This window comes from Escherichia sp. MOD1-EC4550 (assembly GCF_963876935.1).
GTDB classification, from domain to species: Bacteria; Pseudomonadota; Gammaproteobacteria; order Enterobacterales; family Enterobacteriaceae; genus Escherichia; species Escherichia coli_F.
The window spans coordinates 419,922-444,639 of record NZ_CAWNSE010000023.1; the positions used below are offsets into that span (position 1 = coordinate 419,922).

General features: G+C 52.2%; 21 protein-coding genes. 7 read left to right on the forward strand and 14 right to left on the reverse strand.

The window, feature by feature from the left end; genetic code table 11:
• Window positions 1-22 precede the first annotated feature (22 nt).
• The 3 genes from rapZ (at window position 23) to yrbL (ending at window position 1,991) form a co-directional block, all read left to right on the forward strand.
• Window positions 23-877, forward strand: coding sequence for an RNase adapter RapZ (gene rapZ, locus AACU19_RS18195; RefSeq protein WP_000243741.1), 855 nt, complete (start codon window positions 23-25; stop codon window positions 875-877).
• Window positions 874-1,146 carry a PTS phosphocarrier protein NPr gene (gene npr, locus AACU19_RS18200; RefSeq protein WP_000216791.1) on the forward strand — a complete coding sequence of 91 codons (273 nt, stop codon included), beginning with the start codon at window positions 874-876 and terminating at the stop codon, window positions 1,144-1,146. Before rapZ ends, npr begins: the two co-directional genes overlap by 4 nt.
• Before the next feature lie 212 nt (window positions 1,147-1,358).
• Window positions 1,359-1,991 carry a PhoP regulatory network protein YrbL gene (gene yrbL, locus AACU19_RS18205; protein ID WP_000620388.1) on the forward strand — a complete coding sequence of 211 codons (633 nt, stop codon included), beginning with the start codon at window positions 1,359-1,361 and terminating at the stop codon, window positions 1,989-1,991.
• Here the strand turns inward: yrbL and mtgA are convergent.
• The 4 genes from mtgA to AACU19_RS18225 form a co-directional block, all read right to left on the reverse strand.
• A complete protein-coding gene (gene mtgA, locus AACU19_RS18210; protein ID WP_105278375.1) occupies window positions 1,988-2,716 on the reverse strand; it encodes a monofunctional biosynthetic peptidoglycan transglycosylase in 729 nt (242 codons plus the stop codon). The two genes, yrbL and mtgA, sit on opposite strands and share 4 nt — an antisense overlap.
• Complete coding sequence (gene elbB / locus AACU19_RS18215; RefSeq protein WP_001352908.1) at window positions 2,713-3,366, reverse strand: isoprenoid biosynthesis glyoxalase ElbB; 654 nt, start codon at window positions 3,364-3,366, stop codon at window positions 2,713-2,715. The genes mtgA and elbB overlap by 4 nt, the downstream gene beginning before the upstream one ends.
• Window positions 3,367-3,595: 229 nt before the next feature.
• On the reverse strand, window positions 3,596-5,932 hold the full coding sequence (gene arcB / locus AACU19_RS18220) for an aerobic respiration two-component sensor histidine kinase ArcB (protein WP_105278376.1): 2,337 nt from the start codon (window positions 5,930-5,932) through the stop codon (window positions 3,596-3,598).
• A 95-nt stretch (window positions 5,933-6,027) separates the two neighbouring features.
• On the reverse strand, window positions 6,028-6,957 hold the full coding sequence (locus AACU19_RS18225) for a TIGR01212 family radical SAM protein (RefSeq protein WP_032303877.1): 930 nt from the start codon (window positions 6,955-6,957) through the stop codon (window positions 6,028-6,030).
• A 674-nt stretch (window positions 6,958-7,631) separates the two neighbouring features.
• Here AACU19_RS18225 and gltB point away from each other — a divergent pair.
• The 3 genes from gltB to AACU19_RS18240 all read left to right on the forward strand — a co-directional run bounded on the left by gltB (window position 7,632) and on the right by AACU19_RS18240 (window position 14,834).
• Window positions 7,632-12,092: a glutamate synthase large subunit gene (gene gltB / locus AACU19_RS18230; RefSeq protein ID WP_032185238.1), complete on the forward strand. Its 4,461-nt coding sequence runs from the start codon at window positions 7,632-7,634 to the stop codon at window positions 12,090-12,092.
• Window positions 12,093-12,104: 12 nt separating this feature from the next.
• The gene (gene gltD, locus AACU19_RS18235; protein WP_000081681.1) at window positions 12,105-13,523 is read left to right on the forward strand and encodes a glutamate synthase subunit GltD; all 1,419 of its coding nucleotides are present in this window, start codon (window positions 12,105-12,107) and stop codon (window positions 13,521-13,523) included.
• Between the two features lie 183 nt (window positions 13,524-13,706).
• Entirely contained in the window at window positions 13,707-14,834 is a 1,128-nt protein-coding gene (locus tag AACU19_RS18240) for a PDDEXK nuclease domain-containing protein (protein ID WP_000445121.1), read from the forward strand.
• 59 nt (window positions 14,835-14,893) lie between these two features.
• Here the strand turns inward: AACU19_RS18240 and nanQ are convergent, their stop codons facing one another.
• The 6 genes from nanQ to nanR form a co-directional block, all read right to left on the reverse strand.
• Window positions 14,894-15,358 carry an N-acetylneuraminate anomerase gene (nanQ, locus tag AACU19_RS18245; protein ID WP_000979880.1) on the reverse strand — a complete coding sequence of 155 codons (465 nt, stop codon included), beginning with the start codon at window positions 15,356-15,358 and terminating at the stop codon, window positions 14,894-14,896.
• On the reverse strand, window positions 15,355-16,230 hold the full coding sequence (gene nanK / locus AACU19_RS18250) for an N-acetylmannosamine kinase (protein ID WP_105278377.1): 876 nt from the start codon (window positions 16,228-16,230) through the stop codon (window positions 15,355-15,357). The genes nanQ and nanK overlap by 4 nt, the downstream gene beginning before the upstream one ends.
• A complete protein-coding gene (locus tag AACU19_RS18255; protein WP_000054238.1) occupies window positions 16,227-16,916 on the reverse strand; it encodes an N-acetylmannosamine-6-phosphate 2-epimerase in 690 nt (229 codons plus the stop codon). Before AACU19_RS18255 ends, nanK begins: the two co-directional genes overlap by 4 nt.
• Before the next feature lie 46 nt (window positions 16,917-16,962).
• Window positions 16,963-18,453 (reverse strand): sialic acid transporter NanT, encoded by a 1,491-nt coding sequence (nanT, locus tag AACU19_RS18260; protein WP_000108486.1) that lies wholly within the window; start codon window positions 18,451-18,453, stop codon window positions 16,963-16,965.
• 108 nt (window positions 18,454-18,561) lie between these two features.
• A complete protein-coding gene (nanA, locus tag AACU19_RS18265; RefSeq protein ID WP_000224719.1) occupies window positions 18,562-19,455 on the reverse strand; it encodes an N-acetylneuraminate lyase in 894 nt (297 codons plus the stop codon).
• A gap of 121 nt (window positions 19,456-19,576) precedes the next feature.
• Window positions 19,577-20,368, reverse strand: a complete 792-nt coding sequence (gene nanR / locus AACU19_RS18270; RefSeq protein ID WP_000523844.1) for a transcriptional regulator NanR — start codon at window positions 20,366-20,368, stop codon at window positions 19,577-19,579.
• A gap of 379 nt (window positions 20,369-20,747) precedes the next feature.
• On the opposite strand from nanR, the gene dcuC reads away from it, so the two are divergent.
• A complete protein-coding gene (gene dcuC, locus AACU19_RS18275; protein ID WP_088541789.1) occupies window positions 20,748-22,115 on the forward strand; it encodes an anaerobic C4-dicarboxylate transporter DcuC in 1,368 nt (455 codons plus the stop codon).
• A 43-nt stretch (window positions 22,116-22,158) separates the two neighbouring features.
• Here dcuC and sspB read toward each other — a convergent pair whose 3' ends face one another.
• From sspB to rplM, 4 genes are all read right to left on the reverse strand, one after another.
• On the reverse strand, window positions 22,159-22,656 hold the full coding sequence (sspB, locus tag AACU19_RS18280; RefSeq protein ID WP_000366126.1) for a ClpXP protease specificity-enhancing factor: 498 nt from the start codon (window positions 22,654-22,656) through the stop codon (window positions 22,159-22,161).
• Window positions 22,657-22,661: 5 nt separating this feature from the next.
• On the reverse strand, window positions 22,662-23,300 hold the full coding sequence (gene sspA / locus AACU19_RS18285; protein ID WP_000257293.1) for a stringent starvation protein SspA: 639 nt from the start codon (window positions 23,298-23,300) through the stop codon (window positions 22,662-22,664).
• A gap of 393 nt (window positions 23,301-23,693) precedes the next feature.
• Window positions 23,694-24,086 (reverse strand): 30S ribosomal protein S9, encoded by a 393-nt coding sequence (rpsI, locus tag AACU19_RS18290; RefSeq protein ID WP_000829818.1) that lies wholly within the window; start codon window positions 24,084-24,086, stop codon window positions 23,694-23,696.
• Window positions 24,087-24,101: 15 nt separating this feature from the next.
• On the reverse strand, window positions 24,102-24,530 hold the full coding sequence (gene rplM / locus AACU19_RS18295; RefSeq protein WP_000847559.1) for a 50S ribosomal protein L13: 429 nt from the start codon (window positions 24,528-24,530) through the stop codon (window positions 24,102-24,104).
• Window positions 24,531-24,718 lie beyond the last annotated feature (188 nt).

Sequence of the window (24,718 nt, forward strand, 5' to 3'; positions counted from 1 at the left end):
ACGTTGTGAGGAGAAACAGTACATGGTACTGATGATCGTCAGCGGACGTTCAGGTTCAGGTAAATCTGTCGCCCTTCGTGCGCTGGAAGATATGGGTTTTTACTGCGTGGATAACCTCCCCGTAGTGTTGTTACCCGATCTGGCTCGAACTCTGGCCGATCGCGAGATTTCTGCCGCCGTCAGCATTGATGTTCGTAATATGCCGGAGTCACCAGAAATATTCGAACAGGCGATGAGTAACCTACCTGACGCTTTCTCACCGCAACTCCTGTTCCTGGATGCCGACCGTAATACCTTAATTCGTCGTTACAGTGACACGCGCCGCCTGCATCCGCTTTCCAGCAAAAACCTGTCGCTGGAAAGTGCTATCGACAAAGAAAGCGATCTACTGGAACCACTGCGTTCGCGAGCGGATCTGATTGTCGATACCTCAGAAATGTCCGTTCACGAGCTGGCAGAAATGTTGCGTACCCGTTTACTGGGTAAACGTGAACGCGAACTGACCATGGTCTTTGAGTCTTTCGGCTTCAAACACGGTATCCCTATCGATGCAGATTACGTCTTTGACGTGCGCTTCTTGCCGAACCCGCACTGGGATCCAAAACTGCGTCCGATGACAGGTCTTGATAAGCCTGTCGCCGCGTTCCTCGACCGCCACACAGAAGTACACAATTTTATTTACCAGACGCGAAGCTATCTTGAGCTATGGTTACCTATGCTGGAAACCAACAACCGTAGCTACCTGACGGTCGCCATTGGTTGTACTGGCGGGAAGCACCGTTCGGTGTATATTGCAGAGCAGTTGGCAGACTACTTCCGTTCACGCGGTAAAAACGTCCAGTCACGCCATCGTACGCTGGAAAAACGTAAACCATGACCGTCAAGCAAACTGTTGAAATCACAAACAAGCTGGGCATGCATGCCCGGCCTGCAATGAAGCTGTTTGAATTAATGCAGGGTTTTGACGCTGAAGTGCTGTTACGTAACGATGAAGGCACTGAAGCTGAAGCCAACAGCGTTATTGCGCTGCTGATGCTGGATTCTGCCAAAGGACGGCAGATTGAAGTCGAAGCGACCGGTCCACAGGAAGAGGAAGCACTGGCCGCCGTTATCGCCCTCTTTAACTCTGGTTTTGATGAAGATTAATTTTCATCACTTTGACATACAAATCCCTTCAAGCTCCCCCCGACAATAAAAAAAGCGCGTACTGAAATCGTTATTAATGACGGAAATTGTACATTTTGTGCGCTTTTCACTTTCAGAAGAACCTTAAGAAAACCTTAAGAGGCATTGTTTAGGTTTTGTTTAAGTTATTCGACCATACTGGAGATCGTCAGAAAATATTTCCAGGAGATGGTATGATTCGCTTATCTGAACAAAATCCCCTGGGCACCGGAAGACATCGGAAATGCTATGCGCATCCGGAAGATGCCCAACGCTGTATCAAGATTGTCTACCACCGTGGTGATGGTGGTGATAAAGAGATCCGCCGTGAGTTAAAGTATTACGCGCATCTTGGTCGCCGGTTAAAAGACTGGAGTGGAATACCGCGCTATCACGGTACCGTGGAGACGGATTGCGGAACGGGTTATGTCTACGATGTGATTGCCGATTTCGACGGTAAGCCCTCCGTTACGCTGACCGAATTTGCAGAACAATGCCGTTACGAAGAAGACGTTGCACAGCTGCGCCAGTTACTGAAACAGCTGAAACGTTATTTGCAGGATAACCATATCGTGACGATGTCGTTGAAGCCGCAGAATATCCTCTGTCACCGCATCAGTGAGTCAGAGGTTATCCCCGTCGTCTGCGACAACATTGGTGAAAGCACGTTGATTCCACTGGCGACCTGGTCAAAGTGGTGTTGTCAGCGAAAGCAAGAGCGGTTATGGAAACGGTTTATCGCCCAGCCGGCACTGGCTATTGCCCTGCAGAAAGATCTGCAACCACGTGAGAGCAAAACGCTGGCCCTCACTTCGCGCGAAGCTTAATCCAGCTGGTGTTGTTGCATAAACGACTCACCGCCTAACTGATACATCTGCCGTAAAATCCACGCCTGACGGCTGCGCACGTAGCCCGATGGCGCGGAGACTTTGAAACGCAGTGGATTAGGTAATACGGCAGCCAGTAACGCAGCTTCCGACCGGGTAAGTTTGCTCGCGGGTTTGTGGAAATAACGTTGTGCCGCAGCTTCGACGCCAAACACACCGTCGCCAAATTCGGCGATATTCAGATAAACCGTCAGGATACGCTTTTTGCTCCAGACTGTTTCTATCCCCAGCGTTAATCCAGCTTCCAGCCCTTTTCGAACCCAGCTACGCCCATCCCATAAAAAGAGATTTTTGGCTGTCTGCTGAGAAATCGTTGAAGCACCGCGAATACGGTTTTCATTGCGCTCGTTGTGCGCCAGGGCTTGCTCAATGGAAGCGACATCAAAGCCCCAGTGCTCAGGAAACTTCTGATCTTCTGCGGCAATCACCGCCAGTCCCATCCACGGCGAGATTTGATCCATACTGACCCAGTCAGAATGTGCCACGTAACGAAAATTGCCATGCAGCCAGGCGCTGACTTGTCGCTCGGCCATTACCGCTGAGAAAGGAACAGGCGCAACGCTAAACAACGCGATGCCCCCGCCCCAGAAAACGGCGAGGACAACCGTTAACCGTAGAAGAAAACGGCGAACGAAACTAAACACCGTTAAGCGGCTTTTACTCATTCAGTCAGAACCAGCACGCGGGAAACCAGCTTATCAATGCCGCTCGCCGCTTCTGCAATGTTCTGCGCAAGCATATATGCCGGGGTGGTGACAATCTTATTGTCTTCATCAACCACGATATCATCGACAGGACACGGCACATGCTCCGCGCCCATCTCTTCCAGCACTTCTGCGGTATCGATATCAGTACCGATGGTCAAACGCAGCGGGAAATCGAAAATTTTCGGCAGCATCGCCGGGGCAATACACATAAAACCAAGCGGTTTTCCGGCCTGATGCATCGCTTGTGCCAGCGCCTTTAATTCACGGTCAACGGTGCATTCGCTACCAAGGCTGGCAAAATTGCTTAAATTCTTCGCCGCGCCAAACCCCCCCGGCACAATCAACGCATCCAGTTCAGCGGCATCGGCCTGAGCCAGAGGACGGATTTCACCGCGCGTTATTCGTGCCGCTTCAATCAGCACATTGCGCGTTTCCGTCATCGCTTCGCCAGTTAAATGGTTGATAACATCAACCTGCTGCTTATCCGGTGCAAAGCAGACCGCCTGCGCACCGCTGCGTGAAATAGCTAACAACGTCAACACCGCTTCATGAATTTCAGAACCGTCATAGACGCCGCATCCGCTCAGAATTACGCCAATTTTCTTCATTGTGATCATCCTTTCGCAATTGACTGAAACACATTAATTTTTTTAATAAAAATGCTACGCATCACACATTTAACTGATTCATGTAACAAATCATTTAAGTTTTGCTATCTTAACTGCGTGCGGCCTGAAAAAAAGTGCTGTGCCCTTGTAACTCATCATAAAAATTTACGGCGCAGCCAAGATTTCCCTGGTGTTGGCGCAGTATTCGCGCACCCCGGTCTAGCCGGGGTCATTTTTTTGTGGCTTTTGCCACCCACGCTTTCAACACGTCTACGTCGTGACGCCACTCTTCTTTCATCTCTTCAATCCATTCACCGACGTTATCTTCCCACGCAGGAAGGTCAGGAGACTGAATTTGCTGACCCAGCTGTTGCAGATGGCGTAACCCCACTGACCCCGCCGCACCTTTAATTTTATGTCCTTCCTCAACAATGCCTTTTTTATCCTGCGCCGTCAGATTCGACTCCAGCACGCTGACATAGCCCGGCATCATTCTTTCAAACACCGCTAATCCGTCGGTGATCAGCTTCGGTCCTACAAGTTCGAGATACTGTTCCAGCATGGGAATATCGAGCAATGCTTCTGATTTACTGTTCTCTTCTGTCGTCACCGTACTCTCCTCATCATCCTGGGTATCCCAGAATTTCTTGATCATCGCGGTTAGCGCCGGAACAGAAAGCGGCTTACTCAGCACATCATCCATTCCAGCATTGAGGTACTCTTGTTTGTCTTTCAGCACGTTAGCGGTTAAGGCCACCAGCGGCGGTAAATCCTCGCGCGGATAACGCTTCGTCAGTTCACGAGAGATATCCAGCCCGGTCATATCTGGCAACTGAATATCCAGCAACACCAGGTCGTATTCGCCCGGTTTAAACATCTCCAGCGCAGCCTTGCCGGTCATTGCGACATCAACGCTGTTTCCTAATTTTTCCAGCACAGAACGCGCGACAATCACGTTCAGTTCAATGTCCTCCACCAGCAGCACATTCAGCGCCGGTAAAGGCATATCGTCTTCGTCAAACGCATCATCGACCTCTTCAGCCACCGACGGTGCGTGGATCGTCAACGTAAAGGTGGAACCTTTGCCCTGTTCGCTGGTAACCGTAATATCGCCGCCCATATTTTTCGCCAGACGACGAGAAACGGCCAGACCAATACCGGTGCCAGTGGCGGGCTTACCGCCGTGACTGTCTTTCACCTGGTAATACATGGCGAAAATTTTATCCAGCTCATCCTGCGGAATGCCAATGCCGGAATCTTCCACTTCAAAATGCAGCATATCGCCTTCATCGTAGCGCACGCGCACGGTAACCTGGCCCTGCTGGGTAAATTTGACGGCGTTACTGATGAGGTTCCACAGGATCTGCCGTAAACGCGTCCCGTCGGTAATGACCTGATGCGGTAATGGCAGCGTCGGCTCCAGATTAAAGCGCAATCCTTTTTGTTGCGCCTGCAAGGCGGAGAGATTTTCCAGATCGGCAAGGAAGCTGGTGAAATCAACCGGCTGATTATCAAGCTGGACCTTGCGCCGTTCCATCTTATCCATGTCGATAATATCGTTGAAGATATTCCCCAGCGTGACGGCAGAAACATGGATGGTTTTGAGATATTTTTCCTGCTCGGCGGTGAGTTCGGTATCCAGCAGAATGCGGCTCAGGCCGACGATACCGTTCAGCGGTGTACGCAATTCGTGACTGATGGTGGAAATAAACGTCGTTTTGTCGCGGCTGGCGCGTTCAAGTGCATCCTGATACCGCTTACGCTCGGTAATGTCGCGACCAAAGCCCATCAAACCGTGACGTTTACCCACGCGGTCGTAGTACGGCACTTTACGGATTTCAAAGCAGGCTTTGCGTCCGTCGGGATAATCCAGCCACTGCTCATAGGTCAGTGACACATTATGACGGAACACTTTTTCATCGGTTTCAATGACTTTCGCAGCGGCTTCCGGTGAGTAAACATCAGCAGGTTTCAGGTGAACCAGTTGTTTTTCGCTTTTTCCGGTCAGCAGCTCCATCGCGCGGTTACAGCCGGAAAACTCTTTATCTTCGTTACGATAAAAAACCAGGTCGGGTGAAGCATCAAGGAAGGAACGTAAGAATGAGGATTGCTGCTCGAGCTGAATTTGTGTCTCTTCGCGCTCTTTAATTTCAATTTTCAGTTGGCCGAAGGTTTCCTGCAGTTCTGCTTCCGCTTTTTCACGAACGGCAATTTCCTGATTTAGCTGGGCAATATTATCTTTTAACTGAACGTTGAGGCTCAAATCGCGCTCGCGCATCTCCTCCAGTTTTTGCACCAGCCGTGACAGACGTTGTCGTGACTCCTCCAGTTGCTCGACGACCACCGATAGAAAGTAGACCGCCCACGGCGTAATCAGCAAACCAAAGAAGATAGAACGAATAACATCAATGCTTTCGACCTGACCATGCAGCACCATGGTCACTGCCATTTGTACAACAATGGCAAGAACGACGAGGGCCAGCGCCAGCAACATTGAGAAGCGCACCAGACCTAACTTCATCATCAGGTCAACATAATACTGCGCCAGCAGACGAATTTGCTTCATTAGGGAATTCCTTCACGACAACCTGCCCCAATAATACCCAATTCTGACAGTTACGTTATAAATTGTGTGAGAAATGCGGAATTCCCCTCAATGGCCTACGCCGTTGGAGGTAGCCACGGACGTCCCAGCGCCGATCCCTGTACGCCATGTTCATTCAGATAGCGATCCAGCTCGACCATTCCCGTCCATCGATTTTCGCACCACAGCGGAGCAAGCAGCGTCGGGCGACGGGCGCTGGCGGAAATGCGGTGGTAGATCACTTCCGGTGGCGTATGGCGAATCATTTCTCCGGCAGTGAGCGTGTAATCGTCCAGTTCAATACCGTTCAAACGCCCCGCTTCCCAGGCTTTCGCCATAATGCTGCCTTTTACTATATGTAGCGGATGCAGCTTTATGCCGTCCACGCCGGTTTCAACCACTCGCTCCAGCGTTTGCAAACATTCAGCCTGCCCTTCGCCAGGCAGGCCGACAATTAAGTGAGAACACACCTTCAGCCCGCGCTCACGCGCCAGCTGCGTCGTGCGCTGATAGCAGGCAAAATCATGACCGCGATTGATGCGATGCAGCGTTTTGTCGTGGGCGGTTTGTAGCCCCAGCTCCAGCCACACTTCGTAGCCCTGGTCCTTATATTCGCAAAGCAGATCCAGCACCGCATCCGGCACGCAGTCCGGGCGGGTACCAACACACAAACCGACAATATTGGCCTGGCTCACCGCCTGCTGATACATAGAACGCAGCACCTGAACTTCGGCAAAGGTGCTGGTATACGCCTGAAAGTAGGCCAGATAGCGTTTAGCGCGGTTAACTAAATTCGCCTGGTGCGCCAGTTGCTCGGCAATGGAATGATGCTGCTGCGCTTCATCGGCAAACGAGGCAACATTACAGAATGTGCAGCCACCACGCCCGATGGTACCGTCACGGTTAGGGCAGCTAAAACCGCCGTGCAGCGTCAGCTTATGCACCTTTTGCCCATAACGACGGGTGAGATCACCACCAAACATATTGACTAATTTCTGTAACTGCATAATCTGATAGACCGCGCCTTGAAAAGAGGCCAAAGCCTGCCATTTTTAGCTCAATTCGGCGATGACCTGGATCAATCGTCCCGGCCTGCCTTTATCAACTGCATAATCAATCAAAATTACCGAAATTTCATTCATAATCACATAAATCACTTTTGCTTATCTTGTGTCAGATTTTTTTATCTCCTTATGGATTTTAGGCAAAAACAGTAGCATGAAACGTCATTACCAATTAATGCAGTATAAAATACTGCCTTTCTCGTCAGTTCAAGGCAGGATAAGGGTTAACACGCCTTTATGACAGTCAGGAATTGACTGTTTCCCTAACGACGCCTCTTTTCAACTTAATTAACAAATCCTTTTTAATTTCAATAAATTAATAAAGAATTTTGCGCTAAAGCACATTTCTGTACCAATAAGCTTGCCATTTGACCTGTATCAGCTTTCCCGATAAGTTGGAAATCCGCTGGAAGCTTTCTGGATGAGCAGCCTGCTCATCATATTTATGCAGTAATTGAGATCCCCTCTTCACCGTATTAATCGATGCGAAAAGGACAACAAGGGGGCGAATGCGAGGCGCGCGTATGAAACGCAAACCCCGTCGCCACGCTCTTTCTGTGCCCGTGCGCAGCGGTTCGGAAGTGGGGTTCCCGCAGAGCCTGGGGGAGGTTCACGATATGTTGTACGATAAATCCCTTGAGAGGGATAACTGTGGTTTCGGCCTGATCGCCCACATAGAAGGCGAACCTAGCCACAAGGTAGTGCGTACTGCAATACACGCACTGGCCCGCATGCAGCACCGTGGCGCGATTCTCGCCGATGGTAAAACCGGTGACGGTTGCGGCTTGCTGTTACAAAAACCGGATCGCTTTTTTCGCATTGTTGCGCAGGAGCGCGGCTGGCGTTTAGCGAAAAACTACGCCGTCGGGATGCTTTTCCTGAATAAAGATCCTGAACTCGCCGCGACCGCACGCCGCATCGTTGAAGAAGAGCTGCAACGCGAAACGTTGTCGATTGTCGGCTGGCGTGATGTCCCCACTAACGAAGGCGTGCTGGGTGAAATCGCCCTCTCCTCTCTGCCACGCATTGAGCAAATTTTTGTGAACGCCCCGGCAGGTTGGCGTCCGCGCGATATGGAGCGCCGTCTGTTTATCGCCCGCCGCCGTATTGAAAAGCGTCTCGAAGCTGACAAAGACTTCTACGTCTGTAGCCTGTCGAATCTGGTGAACATCTATAAAGGTCTGTGTATGCCGGCGGATCTGCCGCGCTTCTACCTGGACCTCGCGGACCTGCGTCTGGAATCGGCCATCTGCCTGTTCCACCAGCGCTTCTCCACTAACACCGTACCGCGCTGGCCGCTGGCGCAGCCGTTCCGCTACCTGGCGCATAACGGTGAAATCAACACCATCACCGGTAACCGCCAATGGGCGCGCGCCCGTACTTATAAATTCCAGACACCGCTGATCCCTGACCTGCACGACGCCGCGCCGTTCGTCAACGAAACCGGCTCTGACTCCAGTTCCATGGATAACATGCTGGAACTGCTGCTGGCGGGCGGGATGGATATCATCCGCGCCATGCGTCTGTTAGTACCACCCGCCTGGCAGAACAACCCGGATATGGACCCGGAACTGCGTGCCTTCTTTGACTTTAACTCCATGCATATGGAGCCGTGGGATGGCCCGGCGGGGATCGTGATGTCCGATGGTCGTTTTGCCGCCTGTAACCTCGACCGTAACGGTCTGCGTCCGGCGCGCTACGTCATCACCAAAGATAAGCTCATCACCTGCGCCTCTGAAGTGGGCATCTGGGATTATCAGCCTGACGAAGTGGTCGAAAAAGGCCGAGTGGGGCCAGGCGAACTGATGGTTATCGACACCCGCAGTGGGCGTATTCTGCACTCGGCAGAAACCGATGACGATCTGAAAAGCCGCCATCCATATAAAGAGTGGATGGAGAAAAACGTCCGCCGTCTGGTACCGTTTGAAGATCTGCCCGATGAAGAAGTGGGTAGCCGCGAACTGGACGACGACACACTTGCCAGCTACCAGAAACAGTTTAACTACAGCGCGGAAGAGCTGGACTCCGTAATTCGCGTACTGGGTGAAAACGGTCAGGAAGCCGTCGGTTCGATGGGCGATGATACCCCATTCGCCGTGCTCTCCAGCCAGCCGCGCATTATTTACGACTACTTCCGCCAGCAGTTTGCGCAGGTCACCAACCCGCCAATCGACCCACTGCGTGAAGCGCATGTTATGTCGCTCGCCACCAGCATCGGGCGTGAAATGAACGTCTTCTGTGAAGCAGAAGGCCAGGCGCACCGTTTAAGCTTTAAATCGCCGATTCTGCTCTACTCCGATTTCAAACAGCTCACGACGATGAAAGAGGAGCACTACCGCGCAAATACGCTGGATATCACCTTTGACGTCACTAAAACCACGCTCGAAGCGACGGTCAAAGAGCTGTGCGACAAAGCAGAACAGATGGTGCGCAGCGGCACCGTGCTGCTGGTGCTTTCTGACCGGAATATCGCTAAAGATCGCCTGCCGGTTCCGGCTCCGATGGCGGTTGGCGCGATCCAGACTCGTCTGGTCGATCAAAGCCTGCGTTGCGATGCCAATATCATCGTCGAAACCGCCAGCGCCCGCGACCCGCACCACTTCGCCGTGTTGCTGGGCTTCGGCGCGACGGCTATTTATCCGTACCTGGCCTATGAAACGCTGGGCCGCCTGGTAGACACCCACGCGATTGCCAAAGATTATCGTACCGTGATGCTCAACTACCGTAACGGCATCAACAAAGGCTTGTACAAAATCATGTCCAAAATGGGCATCTCCACCATCGCGTCTTACCGCTGCTCGAAACTGTTCGAAGCGGTCGGTCTGCACGATGATGTAGTGGGCCTGTGCTTCCAGGGGGCGGTCAGCCGCATTGGTGGGGCAAGCTTTGAAGACTTCCAGCAGGATCTGCTGAATCTGTCGAAACGTGCCTGGCTGGCGCGCAAGCCCATCAGCCAGGGCGGCTTGCTGAAATACGTGCACGGTGGCGAATACCACGCCTACAACCCGGACGTCGTGCGCACACTGCAACAGGCGGTACAAAGCGGCGAGTACAGCGACTATCAGGAATACGCGAAGCTGGTTAATGAGCGTCCGGCAACCACGCTGCGCGATCTGCTGGCAATTACGCCGGGTGAAAACGCAGTCAACATTGCCGATGTTGAACCGGCAAGCGAACTGTTTAAACGCTTCGATACCGCTGCGATGTCTATCGGCGCGTTAAGCCCGGAAGCCCACGAGGCGCTGGCGGAAGCGATGAATAGCATCGGCGGTAACTCGAACTCCGGTGAAGGTGGTGAAGATCCGGCGCGCTACGGCACTAACAAAGTGTCGCGCATCAAGCAGGTGGCTTCTGGTCGCTTCGGCGTTACTCCGGCGTACCTGGTCAATGCTGACGTCATTCAGATTAAAGTCGCCCAGGGCGCGAAACCGGGCGAAGGCGGTCAGTTGCCGGGCGATAAAGTCACTCCTTACATCGCCAAACTGCGCTATTCGGTGCCCGGAGTGACGCTGATCTCTCCGCCGCCGCACCATGATATCTACTCTATCGAGGACTTAGCGCAGCTCATTTTCGACCTCAAGCAGGTTAACCCGAAAGCGATGATCTCCGTGAAGCTGGTTTCTGAACCGGGCGTTGGCACCATCGCGACTGGCGTGGCGAAAGCTTATGCGGACTTGATCACCATCGCAGGCTATGACGGCGGCACCGGCGCAAGTCCGCTTTCATCGGTGAAATACGCAGGCTGCCCGTGGGAACTGGGGCTTGTTGAAACACAACAGGCGCTGGTTGCCAACGGCTTGCGTCATAAGATCCGTTTGCAGGTCGATGGCGGCCTGAAAACAGGTGTCGATATCATCAAAGCGGCGATTCTCGGCGCAGAAAGCTTCGGCTTCGGCACTGGCCCGATGGTGGCGCTCGGCTGTAAATACCTGCGAATCTGCCATCTGAACAACTGCGCCACCGGTGTAGCAACTCAGGATGACAAGCTGCGTAAGAATCACTATCACGGCCTGCCGTTCAAAGTGACCAATTACTTTGAGTTTATCGCCCGTGAAACCCGCGAGCTGATGGCGCAACTGGGCGTAACGCGCCTGGTGGATCTGATTGGCCGTACCGACCTGCTCAAAGAGCTGGACGGTTTCACCGCCAAACAGCAGAAACTGGCGCTGTCGAAGCTGCTGGAGACTGCCGAGCCGCATCCAGGTAAGGCGCTCTACTGTACCGAAAACAACCCGCCGTTTGATAATGGCCTGCTGAACGCGCAGTTGCTGCAACAGGCAAAACCGTTTGTCGATGAGCGTCAGAGCAAAACCTTCTGGTTCGATATTCGCAACACCGACCGTTCTGTCGGCGCGTCGCTTTCAGGCTATATCGCTCAGACGCACGGCGATCAGGGTCTGGCAGCCGATCCGATCAAAGCGTACTTCAACGGCACCGCAGGCCAGAGCTTCGGTGTGTGGAACGCGGGCGGCGTGGAACTGTACCTGACCGGTGATGCCAACGACTATGTCGGTAAAGGCATGGCGGGCGGCTTAATCGCCATTCGCCCTCCGGTTGGCTCAGCCTTCCGCAGCCATGAAGCAAGTATTATCGGCAACACCTGCCTGTATGGCGCGACCGGTGGTCGTCTGTATGCCGCAGGCCGCGCGGGTGAACGTTTCGGCGTGCGTAACTCCGGTGCGATTACCGTGGTTGAAGGTATTGGCGACAACGGGTGTGAATATATGACGGGCGGTATTGTCTGTATTCTGGGTAAAACCGGCGTTAACTTCGGCGCGGGCATGACCGGCGGCTTCGCTTACGTTCTCGATGAAAGCGGCGATTTCCGCAAACGCGTTAACCCGGAACTGGTCGAGGTCTTAAGCGTTGACTCCCTGGCGATCCATGAAGAGCATCTGCGTGGTCTTATCACCGAGCATGTTCAGCATACCGGTTCCCAGCGTGGTGAAGAGATTCTGGCGAACTGGTCAACCTTCGCCACGAAATTTGCGCTGGTTAAACCGAAGTCCAGTGATGTAAAAGCACTGCTGGGTCACCGTAGTCGTAGCGCAGCAGAGTTGCGCGTGCAGGCGCAGTAAGGGGTAGTAACAATGAGTCAGAATGTTTATCAATTTATCGACCTGCAGCGCGTTGATCCGCCAAAGAAACCGCTGAAGATCCGCAAAATTGAGTTTGTTGAAATTTACGAGCCGTTTTCCGAAGGCCAGGCCAAAGCGCAGGCTGACCGCTGCCTATCGTGCGGCAACCCATACTGCGAGTGGAAATGCCCGGTACACAACTACATCCCGAACTGGCTGAAGCTCGCCAACGAGGGGCGTATTTTTGAAGCGGCAGAACTGTCGCATCAGACCAATACCCTGCCGGAAGTTTGCGGACGTGTCTGCCCGCAAGACCGTCTGTGCGAAGGTTCCTGCACCCTGAACGATGAGTTTGGTGCGGTGACCATCGGCAACATTGAGCGTTATATCAATGATAAAGCGTTCGAAATGGGCTGGCGTCCGGATATGTCTGGCGTGAAACAGACCGGTAAAAAAGTGGCGATTATCGGTGCAGGCCCGGCGGGTCTGGCGTGTGCGGATGTCCTGACGCGCAACGGCGTAAAAGCGGTCGTCTTCGACCGTCACCCGGAAATTGGCGGCCTGCTAACCTTCGGTATTCCGGCTTTCAAGCTGGAAAAAGAGGTAATGACGCGCCGCCGTGAAATCTTCACCGGCATGGGTATTGAATTCAAACTCAATACCGAAGTGGGCCGCGACGTGCAGCTGGACGATCTGCTGAGTGATTACGATGCGGTGTTCCTTGGCGTCGGGACTTATCAGTCAATGCGCGGCGGACTGGAAAACGAAGACGCCGATGGCGTGTACGCAGCGCTGCCGTTCCTTATCGCCAACACCAAACAGTTAATGGGCTTTGGTGAAACCCGCGAAGAACCGTTCGTCAGCATGGAAGGCAAACGCGTGGTGGTACTTGGCGGTGGCGATACCGCGATGGACTGCGTACGCACGTCTGTGCGCCAGGGGGCGAAACACGTCACCTGTGCCTATCGTCGTGATGAAGAGAACATGCCGGGTTCCCGCCGCGAAGTGAAAAACGCGCGGGAAGAAGGTGTTGAGTTTAAATTCAACGTCCAGCCACTGGGTATAGAAGTGAACGGCAACGGCAAAGTCAGCGGCGTAAAAATGGTGCGTACCGAAATGGGCGAACCGGATGCCAAAGGTCGTCGCCGCGCGGAGATCGTTGCAGGTTCCGAACATATCGTTCCGGCAGATGCGGTGATCATGGCGTTTGGTTTTCGCCCACACAGCATGGAATGGCTGGCAAAACACAGCGTCGAGCTGGATTCGCAGGGGCGCATTATCGCCCCGGAAGGTAACGAAAATGCCTTCCAGACCAGCAATCCGAAAATCTTTGCTGGCGGCGATATCGTCCGTGGTTCTGATCTGGTGGTAACCGCCATCGCCGAAGGCCGTAAAGCGGCAGACGGTATTATGAACTGGCTGGAAGTTTAAGCTCTGTCCCAGCGCCGCCTCCTCAGAAAAGAGTCGGCGCTGAAATTCTCCTTTCGTTCTGGAAAGCGCCTCGCATAATCTGAAGAAAACCAATGTAATACGCACATCTGGATTGTTACCGGCAGATGCCCGGCGTATAGCTGATTCCATTATTCAACACTGCGCCATATAAAGGGAAAGATAATGGAATCGCTCTCAGAAGGAACCACAGCAGGCTACCAGCAAATCCACGACGGCATTATTCATCTGGTCGATAGCGCCCGAACGGAAACGGTACGTAGCGTTAACGCGCTGATGACCGCGACATACTGGGAAATTGGCCGACGAATTGTCGAATTTGAACAAGGTGGCGAGGCCAGAGCTGCGTATGGTGCGCAGCTAATCAAGCGACTATCAAAGGATTTAAGCCTAAGGTATAAGCGTGGGTTCTCTGCAAAAAACTTACGCCAAATGAGGCTTTTTTACCTCTTTTTTCAACATGTTGAAATTCGCCAGACAGTGTCTGGCGAATTAACACCATTGGGAATTCCGCAGACACCGTCTGCAGAATTCCCATCGGCAAAGATTTGGCAGACGCTGTCTGCCAAATCTTTCCCACTGCCCTGGTCCACCTACGTCCGTCTACTTTCCGTTAAAAACGCTGACGCCCGCAGCTTTTATGAAAAAGAGGCGCTCCGCTGTGGTTGGTCTGTCCGCCAGCTAGAGCGGCAAATTGCGACCCAATTTTATGAGCGGACACTACTGTCATATGACAAATCAGCCATGCTGCAACAACACGCCCCTGCCGAGACGCATATTCTTCCGCAACAGGCGATACGCGATCCCTTTGTGCTCGAATTTTTGGAATTGAAAGATGAATACTCAGAATCCGATTTTGAGGAGGCGCTGATCAACCACCTGATGGATTTCATGCTGGAACTTGGGGATGATTTTGCCTTTGTTGGTCGGCAGCGAAGGTTACGCATTGATGACAACTGGTTTCGTGTCGATCTGCTGTTTTTCCACCGCCGTTTACGCTGCCTGCTAATCGTCGATCTAAAAGTGGGCAAATTCAGCTATAGCGATGCCGGACAGATGAATATGTATCTCAACTACGCCAAAGAGCACTGGACGCTACCGGATGAAAATCCGCCCATCGGTCTGGTTCTCTGTGCAGAAAAAGGAGTCGGAGAAGCACATTATGCACTGGCTGGTTTGCCTAACACCGTTCTGGCAAGCGAATATAAGATGCAACTACCTGATGAAAAACGACTCGCGGATGAACTCGTTCGAACACAGGCGGTGCTAGAGGAAGGCTATAGACGCCGTTAATTTCAGCGGTTTCGAATTCTGCAGACAGTGTCTGCAGAATCTTTAAAACGAACTAAGTTTTAAGCCATTAAATCAGCCTTAACCTTCACGACCACCTTTTTAATCTCACCAGGTTCGCCGACAACGCATCCCGGCTTATGCGGTTCTCCAGGCATAAACACGGCGAACATTCCCGGTTTCAGGATGATGGTTTGCTCATTCTCAATGGCGCTGCAAAGCTGGTAATCATCTTCATGGTGGAACTCTTCACACTGACGCGCAGTGCCTGCCATGCCAAACAGGATCCGTTCCTCACCGTTTAATAACAGCTGGATATCAATGTACTGCTCGTGCAATTCCGCTTTTTTCTCGACGGGCGATTGAGTGTTAAACGTCATGACATTCATAAAGATATTATCGCCCTGTAATTCGTAACGACCCGGCGCTTTTTCTTGCGGTCTGGCAGCTAATGCCAGCGTTAACGCGTCCTGTAACGCAGGATGTAATCCGGCAGACGGTAATGACTGTACTTCACCCATCATCATAATTTTTCTCCCTGGGCCAACAGCGCAGCCCCAAGTAAACCTGCATCATGGCGGTAGTGCGCCGCCAGTAAATCAACATGAAATGCCGCTGGCTCCTGCGCCAGATACGTTTCCACCAACGCCAGATACCCTTCTGCCAGACCAACGCTGCCACCGACCACTACGCACTGACAATCAGTTGTGGCTTTAATATCAGCGATCAGCCTTGCCAGCACATGTGCGGAGCGGTGAATCAGTTGCTGCGCCTGCTCATCGCCCTGCCCGGCGTGCGTGAAAATAGTTTTCGCATTCGCACCAGCCAACTCCCCTTGCGCTGCCGCCGCAATGCCGCGACCAGAAGCAATCGCCTCCACGCAACCTGTGCGTCCACAGCCGCAGACTGGACCATGCGGATCGGCAAGCGTATGCCCGATGTGCCCCGCCAGACCTCCAGGGCCGGTAAGCAGTTTGCCGCCGCTCACTACACCGCCACCGACGCCAGTGGAAACAGTGATAAACACCATCTCGGTTATATCGCCTTCCAGCGCCTGATACTCTGCCCATGCTGCGGCCTGCGCGTCGTTAATGGCAATGGTCGGCAAATCGGTAAGCTGCTCCAGTGTTTTGACTAACGGAAAGTGTAGTAATCCACCGAGATTATGCGGATTCAGCGCCAGCAGGCTGCCGTCACGAATAATTCCGGTAGAAGCGATGGCAACCTGCTGCGCATGCGCTTGTAACGGAGAGACTAATGCGGCTAAGGCTTCACGCAAGGCTTCTGGTGTCTGGCTGGCAGGCGTAGGAAGTTCACGGCGATCGCGGATCTGCCCATCAGCGCCAATCAGCGCGGCGGCAAGTTTAGTACCGCCGATATCAATCGCCAGTGTAGTCATAGCACCGCCTTTTTCATCGCTGTGTTGTACCACTGACAAATGTGTTCAAGACGCGTGATAGCAGAACCGACCGTCACCGCCCATGCACCGTGGCGCATCGCATCCGCCGCCTGAGCAGGCGAGTTGTAACGTCCTTCGGCAATCACCCGACATCCGGCGTCGCTTAATGTTTTTACCAGTGCCAGGTCTGGCTCTTCTGGCGTTTCAGGCGTGGTATAGCCAGAAAGCGTAGTACCAATAATTTCGGCTCCCAGCTTTTGGCAAGCCAGGCCGTCTTCCGGCGTTGAACAGTCGGTCATCGCCAGTAAACCGTGATGGTGAATACGCGCCAGTAGTGTTTCAACTGGAACCGGGCGCGGTCGGTCAGTGCCGTCAATCGCGATAATATCCGCACCCGCCTGCGCCAGTGCATCAACATCTTCAATATAGGCCGTGATGCGTACCGGAGAATCCTCCAGATCGCGCTTCACAATCCCGATAATCGGCACACTCACCACCGCACGCGTGGCTTGCAGATTTGCCACACCTTCAATACGAATGGCAACCGCTCCCGCCTGCTCTGCCGCTAATGCCATGGCGGCGACGATTTCAGGTTTATCGAGTGGGCTGTCCGGAACCGGCTGGCAGGAGACAATCAGGCCACCGTTAGCAGCGATTTTTTGATCCAGTTGTGCAAGTAACGACATACATCTTCCCTTAGCGAAAGGCCCGGTAGAAGACCGGGCAACAGGATTAACTTTTGGTTTTGACTAAATCGTTTTTAGCGCTGCCAAACGGTACGGCACCGCTAAATGGTTTGCCGTCGATAGCGTCATGAGTACGCAACGCTTCCGGGCGCAGCCAACGCTGAACGCGGGAAGGCATATCCAGACCAATCAGCAGGATCACCACAAATGTAAGACTGAACGAAAGCGATCCCAGAGCAGTGCCCAGATCCAGACGTTGAGCGATCAACGCGCCGAGGATTGGGGCCAGTGCACCACCCAATGCGCCAACGTTGTAGGTAAAGCCCAGCCCCGCCGCACGCTGGTCGGTATCGAAATAACCGCCGATCAGTTTCGGTAAAATCCCGGAGATGCCCTGACCAAGCATTTGCTGGAAGAACAGTAACAGACCGAGCACCCAGACGTTTGCGCCACCAATCGCAAATACCGGAATAATCAGCAGCTGTGAGGCTAGCAGGCTACAAACGTACGCTTTGCGGGTTCCCAGCCAGTCACCGAGGAAGCCACCGACGCAGCAACCCACCGCCGCGCCAAAGCCACTAAAGAACAGCACATTGGCAACCGTATGCGGGTTATAAGCAAGTTCAGTTTTAAGATACGTTGGCAGCAGCGCCTGAATCGGCCATGAGTAGAGGAAAGCAAACAACACGACCACCATCAGCATTACGCCCGTTGGCCAGCGTTTGCCCGTACTCTGTACCATAAAGCTGATAAAGATTGCGGCGCATAACAGCCCGAGTACAGCGACGATTGCGGCATTTTGCAGGTTACCGGCGAAGCAGAACCACAGCGCAGTGGCCGCCGCCAGTGTCATCACGATATTGGCGATACGATGTTCACCGCGGTAGAGAATATCCACCATTGTGCGTACTGGTGCTTTACCTGCGTGTTTCTCTTTCCAGTCTTCCGCTTCCGGGATGTTTTTACGCAGCCAGAGAGCAAAGATGATTGGTAAGATGCCGATAAAAAACAATGCACGCCAGCCCCAGACCGGAACCACCAGGCTGTAGACCTGAGCGGCAACGACGGCACCCACCGAGAAGCCTGAAATCAGAAAACCACTGGCTTTGTTACGCAGATGCTTTGGCCAGCTTTCAATGACATAGGTGGCGCTGGAACCGTATTCACCCGCCATCCCCATGCCGATGACCAGACGAGCGATAAACATGGTGATGTAGCCTGGCGCAAAACCGCAGGCCAGCGTCCCGACCGAGAAGAGAACGATGCTGGTGACCATTGCCAGACGACGTCCGTAGCGGTCACCCATAGCGCCGAGCATCAGGCCGCCGAACCAGCGAGAGATAAAGGCTGCGGAGATCAGGCTTGCTGCCTGTACCGTCGTCAGCCCGAATTCACCTTGTACTTCGGTGAGTACCAGGGCGATTAAAACGAAATCAAAACCGTCAAGCAGATATCCCAACCAGGCAGCGGAAAATGCGCGCCATTGTGCGCGGTTGAGATGGCGATACCACGGGATATTCTGGGTTGTAGTACTCATTGTGAGTCTCCCGCGGTGGGCGATGCCCACACGCTTTGGTATAAAAATTGTAGGGTACAGATGCGTTTATTTCCCCTCACCCGGTAGGGGCGAGCGAGGGGAAACAACTCACCCGCGCTCTTGCATCAACTGCTGGGCTAGCGCCTTCAGTTCTGGCAGATATTTTTCATCGACCGGACCAAACGGTTTGCGGCACAGCGGCACAGAAACGACATCCATATAGTGCAGGACCGTTTTCAGGCCGCGGAATACGCCCGTTTTGATCAGTAAATCAATGACTTTATTACATTCGGTTTGCAGCTTCTGCGCGGTCTGGATATCGCCTTCTTTCAGCGCCTTCACGATACCCTGATAACGCCAGCCCATAATGTTGTAAGTACTGCCGATACCACCATCAGCGCCCGCCAACAAACCAGAAGCAAAGATTTCGTCGTAACCGTTATAGAGCACCAGATCCGGATGTTCACGACGGATCTGCTCCATCTGATAGAGATCGCCAGAGGTCTGTTTCAGCGCGCCGACACCAGGCAACGTAACCAGAGTGTTAATCTGATCCAGGGTTAGTTTAACGCCGCTTAACGCCGGAATGTTGTACACCACCATCGGCAACCCATCCGCCGAATCAATAATTGCCCGATAGTGATCGCAGTGTTCTTCAAAGCTGAAAGGGTAGTAGAACGGCGTGACGGCGGAGACGGCATCGAAGCCATAACGTTTGGCTGAAGACGCAAGCTGTTGGCTTTCAGCAGTGCTGACGCAACCTACATGAGCGATGAGTTTAATCTTGCCTTTCGCCTCTTCGGCGACGATTTCCAGTACCTGTTCACGCTCGGAAAGGCTTTGTACAAAGGCTTCACCGGTCGACCCCCCGACATATAAGCCGTCAATGCCCTGCTGAATATTGAACTGAACCAGGCGACGCAGACTCGCTTTATCCAGTGCTTGTTGTTGATCAAAAGGAGTCAGGAGTGCAGCCATTACGCCACGTAAATTCGTTGCCATAAATACCTCTGAAGTGATGCTTGTCTGATAAACGATATACCTTTATACCTGTTATACCAGATCAATTAAGCAACACCCCATACAGAAAGCTTATAATGCGATCTGCTTCACTAAAGTGGCATTATTTCTTTTTGTTGGTGGTCTGACCGAAGGCGTGCCAGGTAGCAGAGACGCTGTTGAGATGCGATTGCAACGCGCGATCGGCTTCGTCAGGATCATGACGACGGATCGCGTCAACGATCGCAATATGCTGTTGATAGCTAACGTTGTTATGCTCGTGCAGAGCCTGATCAGCTACGGTTGGGCGCGCGGCGATCAGCCAATCGAGCAGGGCAACATGGATCGCCATAAAGATCGGATTGCCGGGGATCTCCGCCAGCACGCGGTGGAAATCAACGTCTGAACGAATGAATGCCGCGTTGTTATCCAGCGACTGACTGTTGATTTCCAGTGCTTTTGCCAGCAAATCAATTTGCTCATCGGTGGCATGTTCAGCCGCATAGCGCACCAGGCTGGATTCAAAGAACAGACGTAATTGTTCGAAATGGGCAATTCCGCCAGGATGAGAAAGGAAATCTTTCGCCATGCCGGAAAGCTCGCCGATGATGGTGTCCGCAGAAGGACGTGAGACGCGAGCGCGTTCGCCGTTGTTTATTTGCACCAGACCTTTACGTTTTAACGCTGCCAGCGCTTCACGCACCGAAGGACGCCCGACGTTAAAGAACGCCATCAGTTCGCGTTCAGACGGTAATTGTTCACCTTCGCCAAATTCACGACGGCGGATCATCTGTTCCAGCTCTTCTTCCACCATTTCGGAGAGTTTTTTACGCGCCAGCGGGCGGCTGCGCAAGTTGCGACCAATTGCAGGAGAAGAATCTTCGGTTTGCGAATCAAATGCGTTCATAAGGCCCATTCTGTAAGGTCAGTGTGATTAACATCATCAGTGACATCCTATCACAGGATTGAAAGTAGGGGGAAATGGCGGGATTTTCTCTTTGTGCCTCATCATTACTATAATTAACTGAATAATTAACTATTGCGAAAAATTAATGTAACGCAGATAAAAACATCACGATTGAATTATTCATAAGACTATTAAAAAGTATTATGAATATTATGAATGTGTTCTTACAAAATAATCATAAGCGCATATTTTTTAATGAAAAATCACCTCATCTACAATTAAAAACACGACATCCGCACCATAAATAGCCTTGCAAAAAATATAACATCATTGTTTTCAATCTGCCGTTTATGGGATTGACCGTTTTCTTTTGACACGGAGTTCAACAATGTTCGGCATAATTATATCTGTCATCGTATTAATGACGATGGGCTATTTGATCCTGAAAAACTACAAACCTCAAGTGGTGCTGGCTGCCGCAGGTATCTTCCTGATGATGTGCGGTGTCTGGTTAGGATTCGGTGGAGTACTCGATCCCGCCAAAAGCAGCGGCTACTTGATCGTCGATATTTATAATGAAATCCTGCGCATGCTGTCCAACCGCATTGCCGGGTTAGGGTTGTCGATTATGGCGGTGGGCGGGTATGCCCGCTACATGGAGCGCATAGGAGCCAGTCGGGCGATGGTGAGCTTGTTAAGCCGCCCGTTAAAACTCATTCGCTCGCCGTATCTTATTCTGTCGGCAACTTACGTTATCGGCCAAATCATGGCGCAGTTTATTACCAGCGCCTCCGGTCTGGGTATGTTGCTGATGGTCACCTTATTTCCAACACTAGTGAGTCTGGGAGTAAGTCGCCTCTCTGCGGTGGCAGTTATCGCAACCACGATGTCCATTGAGTGGGGGATTCTGGAAACGAACTCCATTTTTGCTGCCCAGGTAGCAGGAATGAAAATTGCCACTTACTTCTTCCACTACCAGCTTCCGGTCGCCTCTTGCGTCATTATCTCGGTGGCGATCTCCCACTTTTTCGTGCAACGCGCTTTCGACAAAAAAGATAAAAATATCAATCACGAACAGGCAGAGCAAAAAGCTCTCGATAATGTCCCGCCGCTCTATTACGCCATTTTACCGGTGATGCCGTTAATCCTGATGCTCGGCTCGCTGTTCCTCGCCCACGCTGGACTGATGCAGTCAGAACTGCATCTGGTGGTGGTGATGTTACTGAGTTTGACGGTGACGATGTTTGTTGAGTTTTTCCGCAAGCATAATTTGCGCGAAACAATGGACGATGTGCAGGCGTTTTTTGACGGCATGGGTACGCAGTTTGCCAACGTGGTAACGCTGGTGGTCGCGGGTGAAATATTTGCGAAAGGCTTAACGACGATTGGCACTGTCGATGCGGTTATCAGGGGTGCGGAGCATTCTGGTCTGGGCGGTATTGGCGTGATGATTATTATGGCGCTGGTCATTGCCATTTGTGCCATTGTGATGGGCTCAGGCAATGCGCCATTTATGTCATTTGCCAGTCTTATTCCGAATATCGCAGCCGGACTACATGTACCAGCGGTTGTAATGATTATGCCGATGCATTTTGCCACGACGCTAGCGCGCGCTGTTTCGCCGATTACTGCGGTGGTGGTCGTTACATCAGGAATTGCAGGTGTTTCGCCTTTTGCAGTGGTGAAGCGGACAGCGATCCCCATGGCAGTCGGTTTCGTGGTGAATATGATTGCCACAATCACGCTATTTTATTAAGCGATAAAGAAGACAAAACAGGCCGCCAGGGCCTGTTTTCATTTTACTTCACAACGCGTAATGCCGGTCGACCACCGCGTGGTGGCTGCGGTGGTTCATCGTCAGGATGAGTGTCATCATCGTGATCAGGCTTGTCACCATCGATAACCGACATAACGGTTTCGTTGTCTGCCGATGCCTCTTCATCATTCATGATGCTAGCATCTTCATCGTAGGCAGCTTCAGGCTCAAACATCGTGCCTGCGCCATTTTCACGAGCGTAGATAGCCAGCACGGCAGCCAGCGGCACAGAAACCTGACGCGGAATGCCACCAAAGCGCGCGTTAAAACGCACCTCATCATTCGCCAGTTCCAGATTGCCGACAGCACGCGGCGCAATGTTGAGTACGATTTGCCCGTCACGCGCATATTCCATAGGAACCTGCACGCCAGGGAGCGTCACATCCACCACCAGGTGCGGCGTGAGCTGGTTATCCAGCAACCACTCATAGAATGCACGCAGCAGATAGGGACGACGTGGTGTTAGCTGTGACAAATCCATACAGATTAACTCCGGCCCAGACGCATTTCGCGTTCTGCTTCCGTTAAGGAAGCGAGGAAAGAGTCACGCTCAAAGACGCGGGTCATATAGCCTTTCAGCTCTTTCGCACCCGGACCGCTGAATTCGATGCCCAGTTGCGGCAGACGCCACAGCAGCGGAGCAAGGTAGCAATCGACCAGGCTGAACTCATCGCTCAGGAAGTACGGCTTCTGACCGAAGACCGGCGCAATCGCCAGCAGTTCTTCGCGCAGTTGCTTACGTGCGGCATCTGCTTCAGAAGCTGAACCGTTGATGATGGTGTTCATCAGCGTGTACCAGTCTTTTTCGATGCGATGCATGTACAGACGGCTTTCACCGCGAGCTACCGGGTAAACAGGCATCAGTGGCGGATGCGGGAAACGCTCATCCAGATATTCCATAATGATGCGAGATTCCCACAGGGTCAGCTCACGATCCACCAGGGTCGGAACGCTCTGATTCGGGTTGAGGTCAATCAGATCCTGAGGCGGATTGTCCTTTTCCACGTGTTCGATCTCGAAACTTACACCTTTCTCAGCCAGCACAATGCGGACCTGATGGCTATAGATGTCAGTAGGACCGGAAAACAGCGTCATTACCGAACGTTTGTTGGCAGCGACAGCCATGAAAACCTCCAGGTATAGTCAGAATTTTTACTGCTACCAGCCACCAGGTGGCCAGTCAGAAGTTGTGTTACCCAGTAAGGAACGACTCTCTTTGTTCGAAAATCAAACAAAAAATGAGCAATACCCGACATTTGGGCAGAAAATTGGATGATAGTTTACCAGATTTTGCGACCTTTGTGGTGAGTCGATGCCGGAAATGGGGAAAAAGAGATGCGCTTTAGTCTGAAATGGTTGACTTAGTCCCTTATCGGCGATGTGGTTTTTGTTTTCTGTCTGTCAGGCGACAGCAAAAATCAACATTCCTTTTTTTACGCTGATTCAGATTTTAGCCATAAAAAAACCCGCCGAAGCGGGTTTTTTTCGCAAATTGTTTTCTGCCGGAGCAGAAGCCAATTAACGTTTGGAGAACTGCGGACGACGACGTGCTTTACGCAGACCGACTTTCTTACGTTCAACCTGACGAGCGTCACGAGTAACGAAGCCAGCTTTACGCAGTTCAGAACGCAGGGACTCGTCGTATTCCATCAGAGCGCGGGTGATACCGTGACGGATCGCACCAGCCTGACCAGAGATACCACCACCTTTAACGGTGATGTACAGGTCCAGTTTCTCAACCATGTCGACCAGTTCCAGCGGCTGACGAACTACCATGCGGGCAGTTTCACGACCGAAGTACTGTTCCAGAGAACGTTGGTTGATTACGATTTTACCGTTGCCCGGTTTGATGAAAACGCGAGCTGCGGAACTTTTGCGGCGACCAGTGCCGTAGTATTGATTTTCAGCCATTGCCTATAATCCCGATTAGATGTCAAGAACTTGCGGTTGCTGTGCCGCGTGGTTGTGCTCGTTACCCGCGTAAACTTTCAGTTTACGGAACATAGCACGACCCAGCGGGCCTTTTGGCAACATGCCTTTAACCGCGATTTCAATCACACGCTCAGGACGGCGAGCAATCATCTCTTCAAAGGTCGCTTGTTTGATACCACCGATGTGGCCGGTGTGGTGATAGTACACTTTGTCAGTACGCTTGTTGCCGGTTACAGCAACTTTGTCAGCGTTCAGAACGATGATGTAATCACCGGTATCTACGTGCGGAGTGTATTCCGCTTTGTGCTTACCGCGCAGGCGACGAGCCAGTTCAGTAGCCAGACGGCCCAGAGTTTTACCGGTCGCGTCAACAACATACCAGTCGCGTTTTACGGTTTCTGGTTTAGCTGTAAAAGTTTTCATTAAAAGCTTACCCAATAAATAGTTACACGTTGGTGAACACCCAAACGTCTTCAATTGTTGAGGTTCACACGACAAAGTCCGGCAAACCTACCCCTTCGAATAGCCTATGCCAGCACACAAAAAGTTTTGGGAAAAAAACTTTCTTGTAACGTGGGGTCGCAGGATTATAGAGAAGTCGGGGTCAAAGA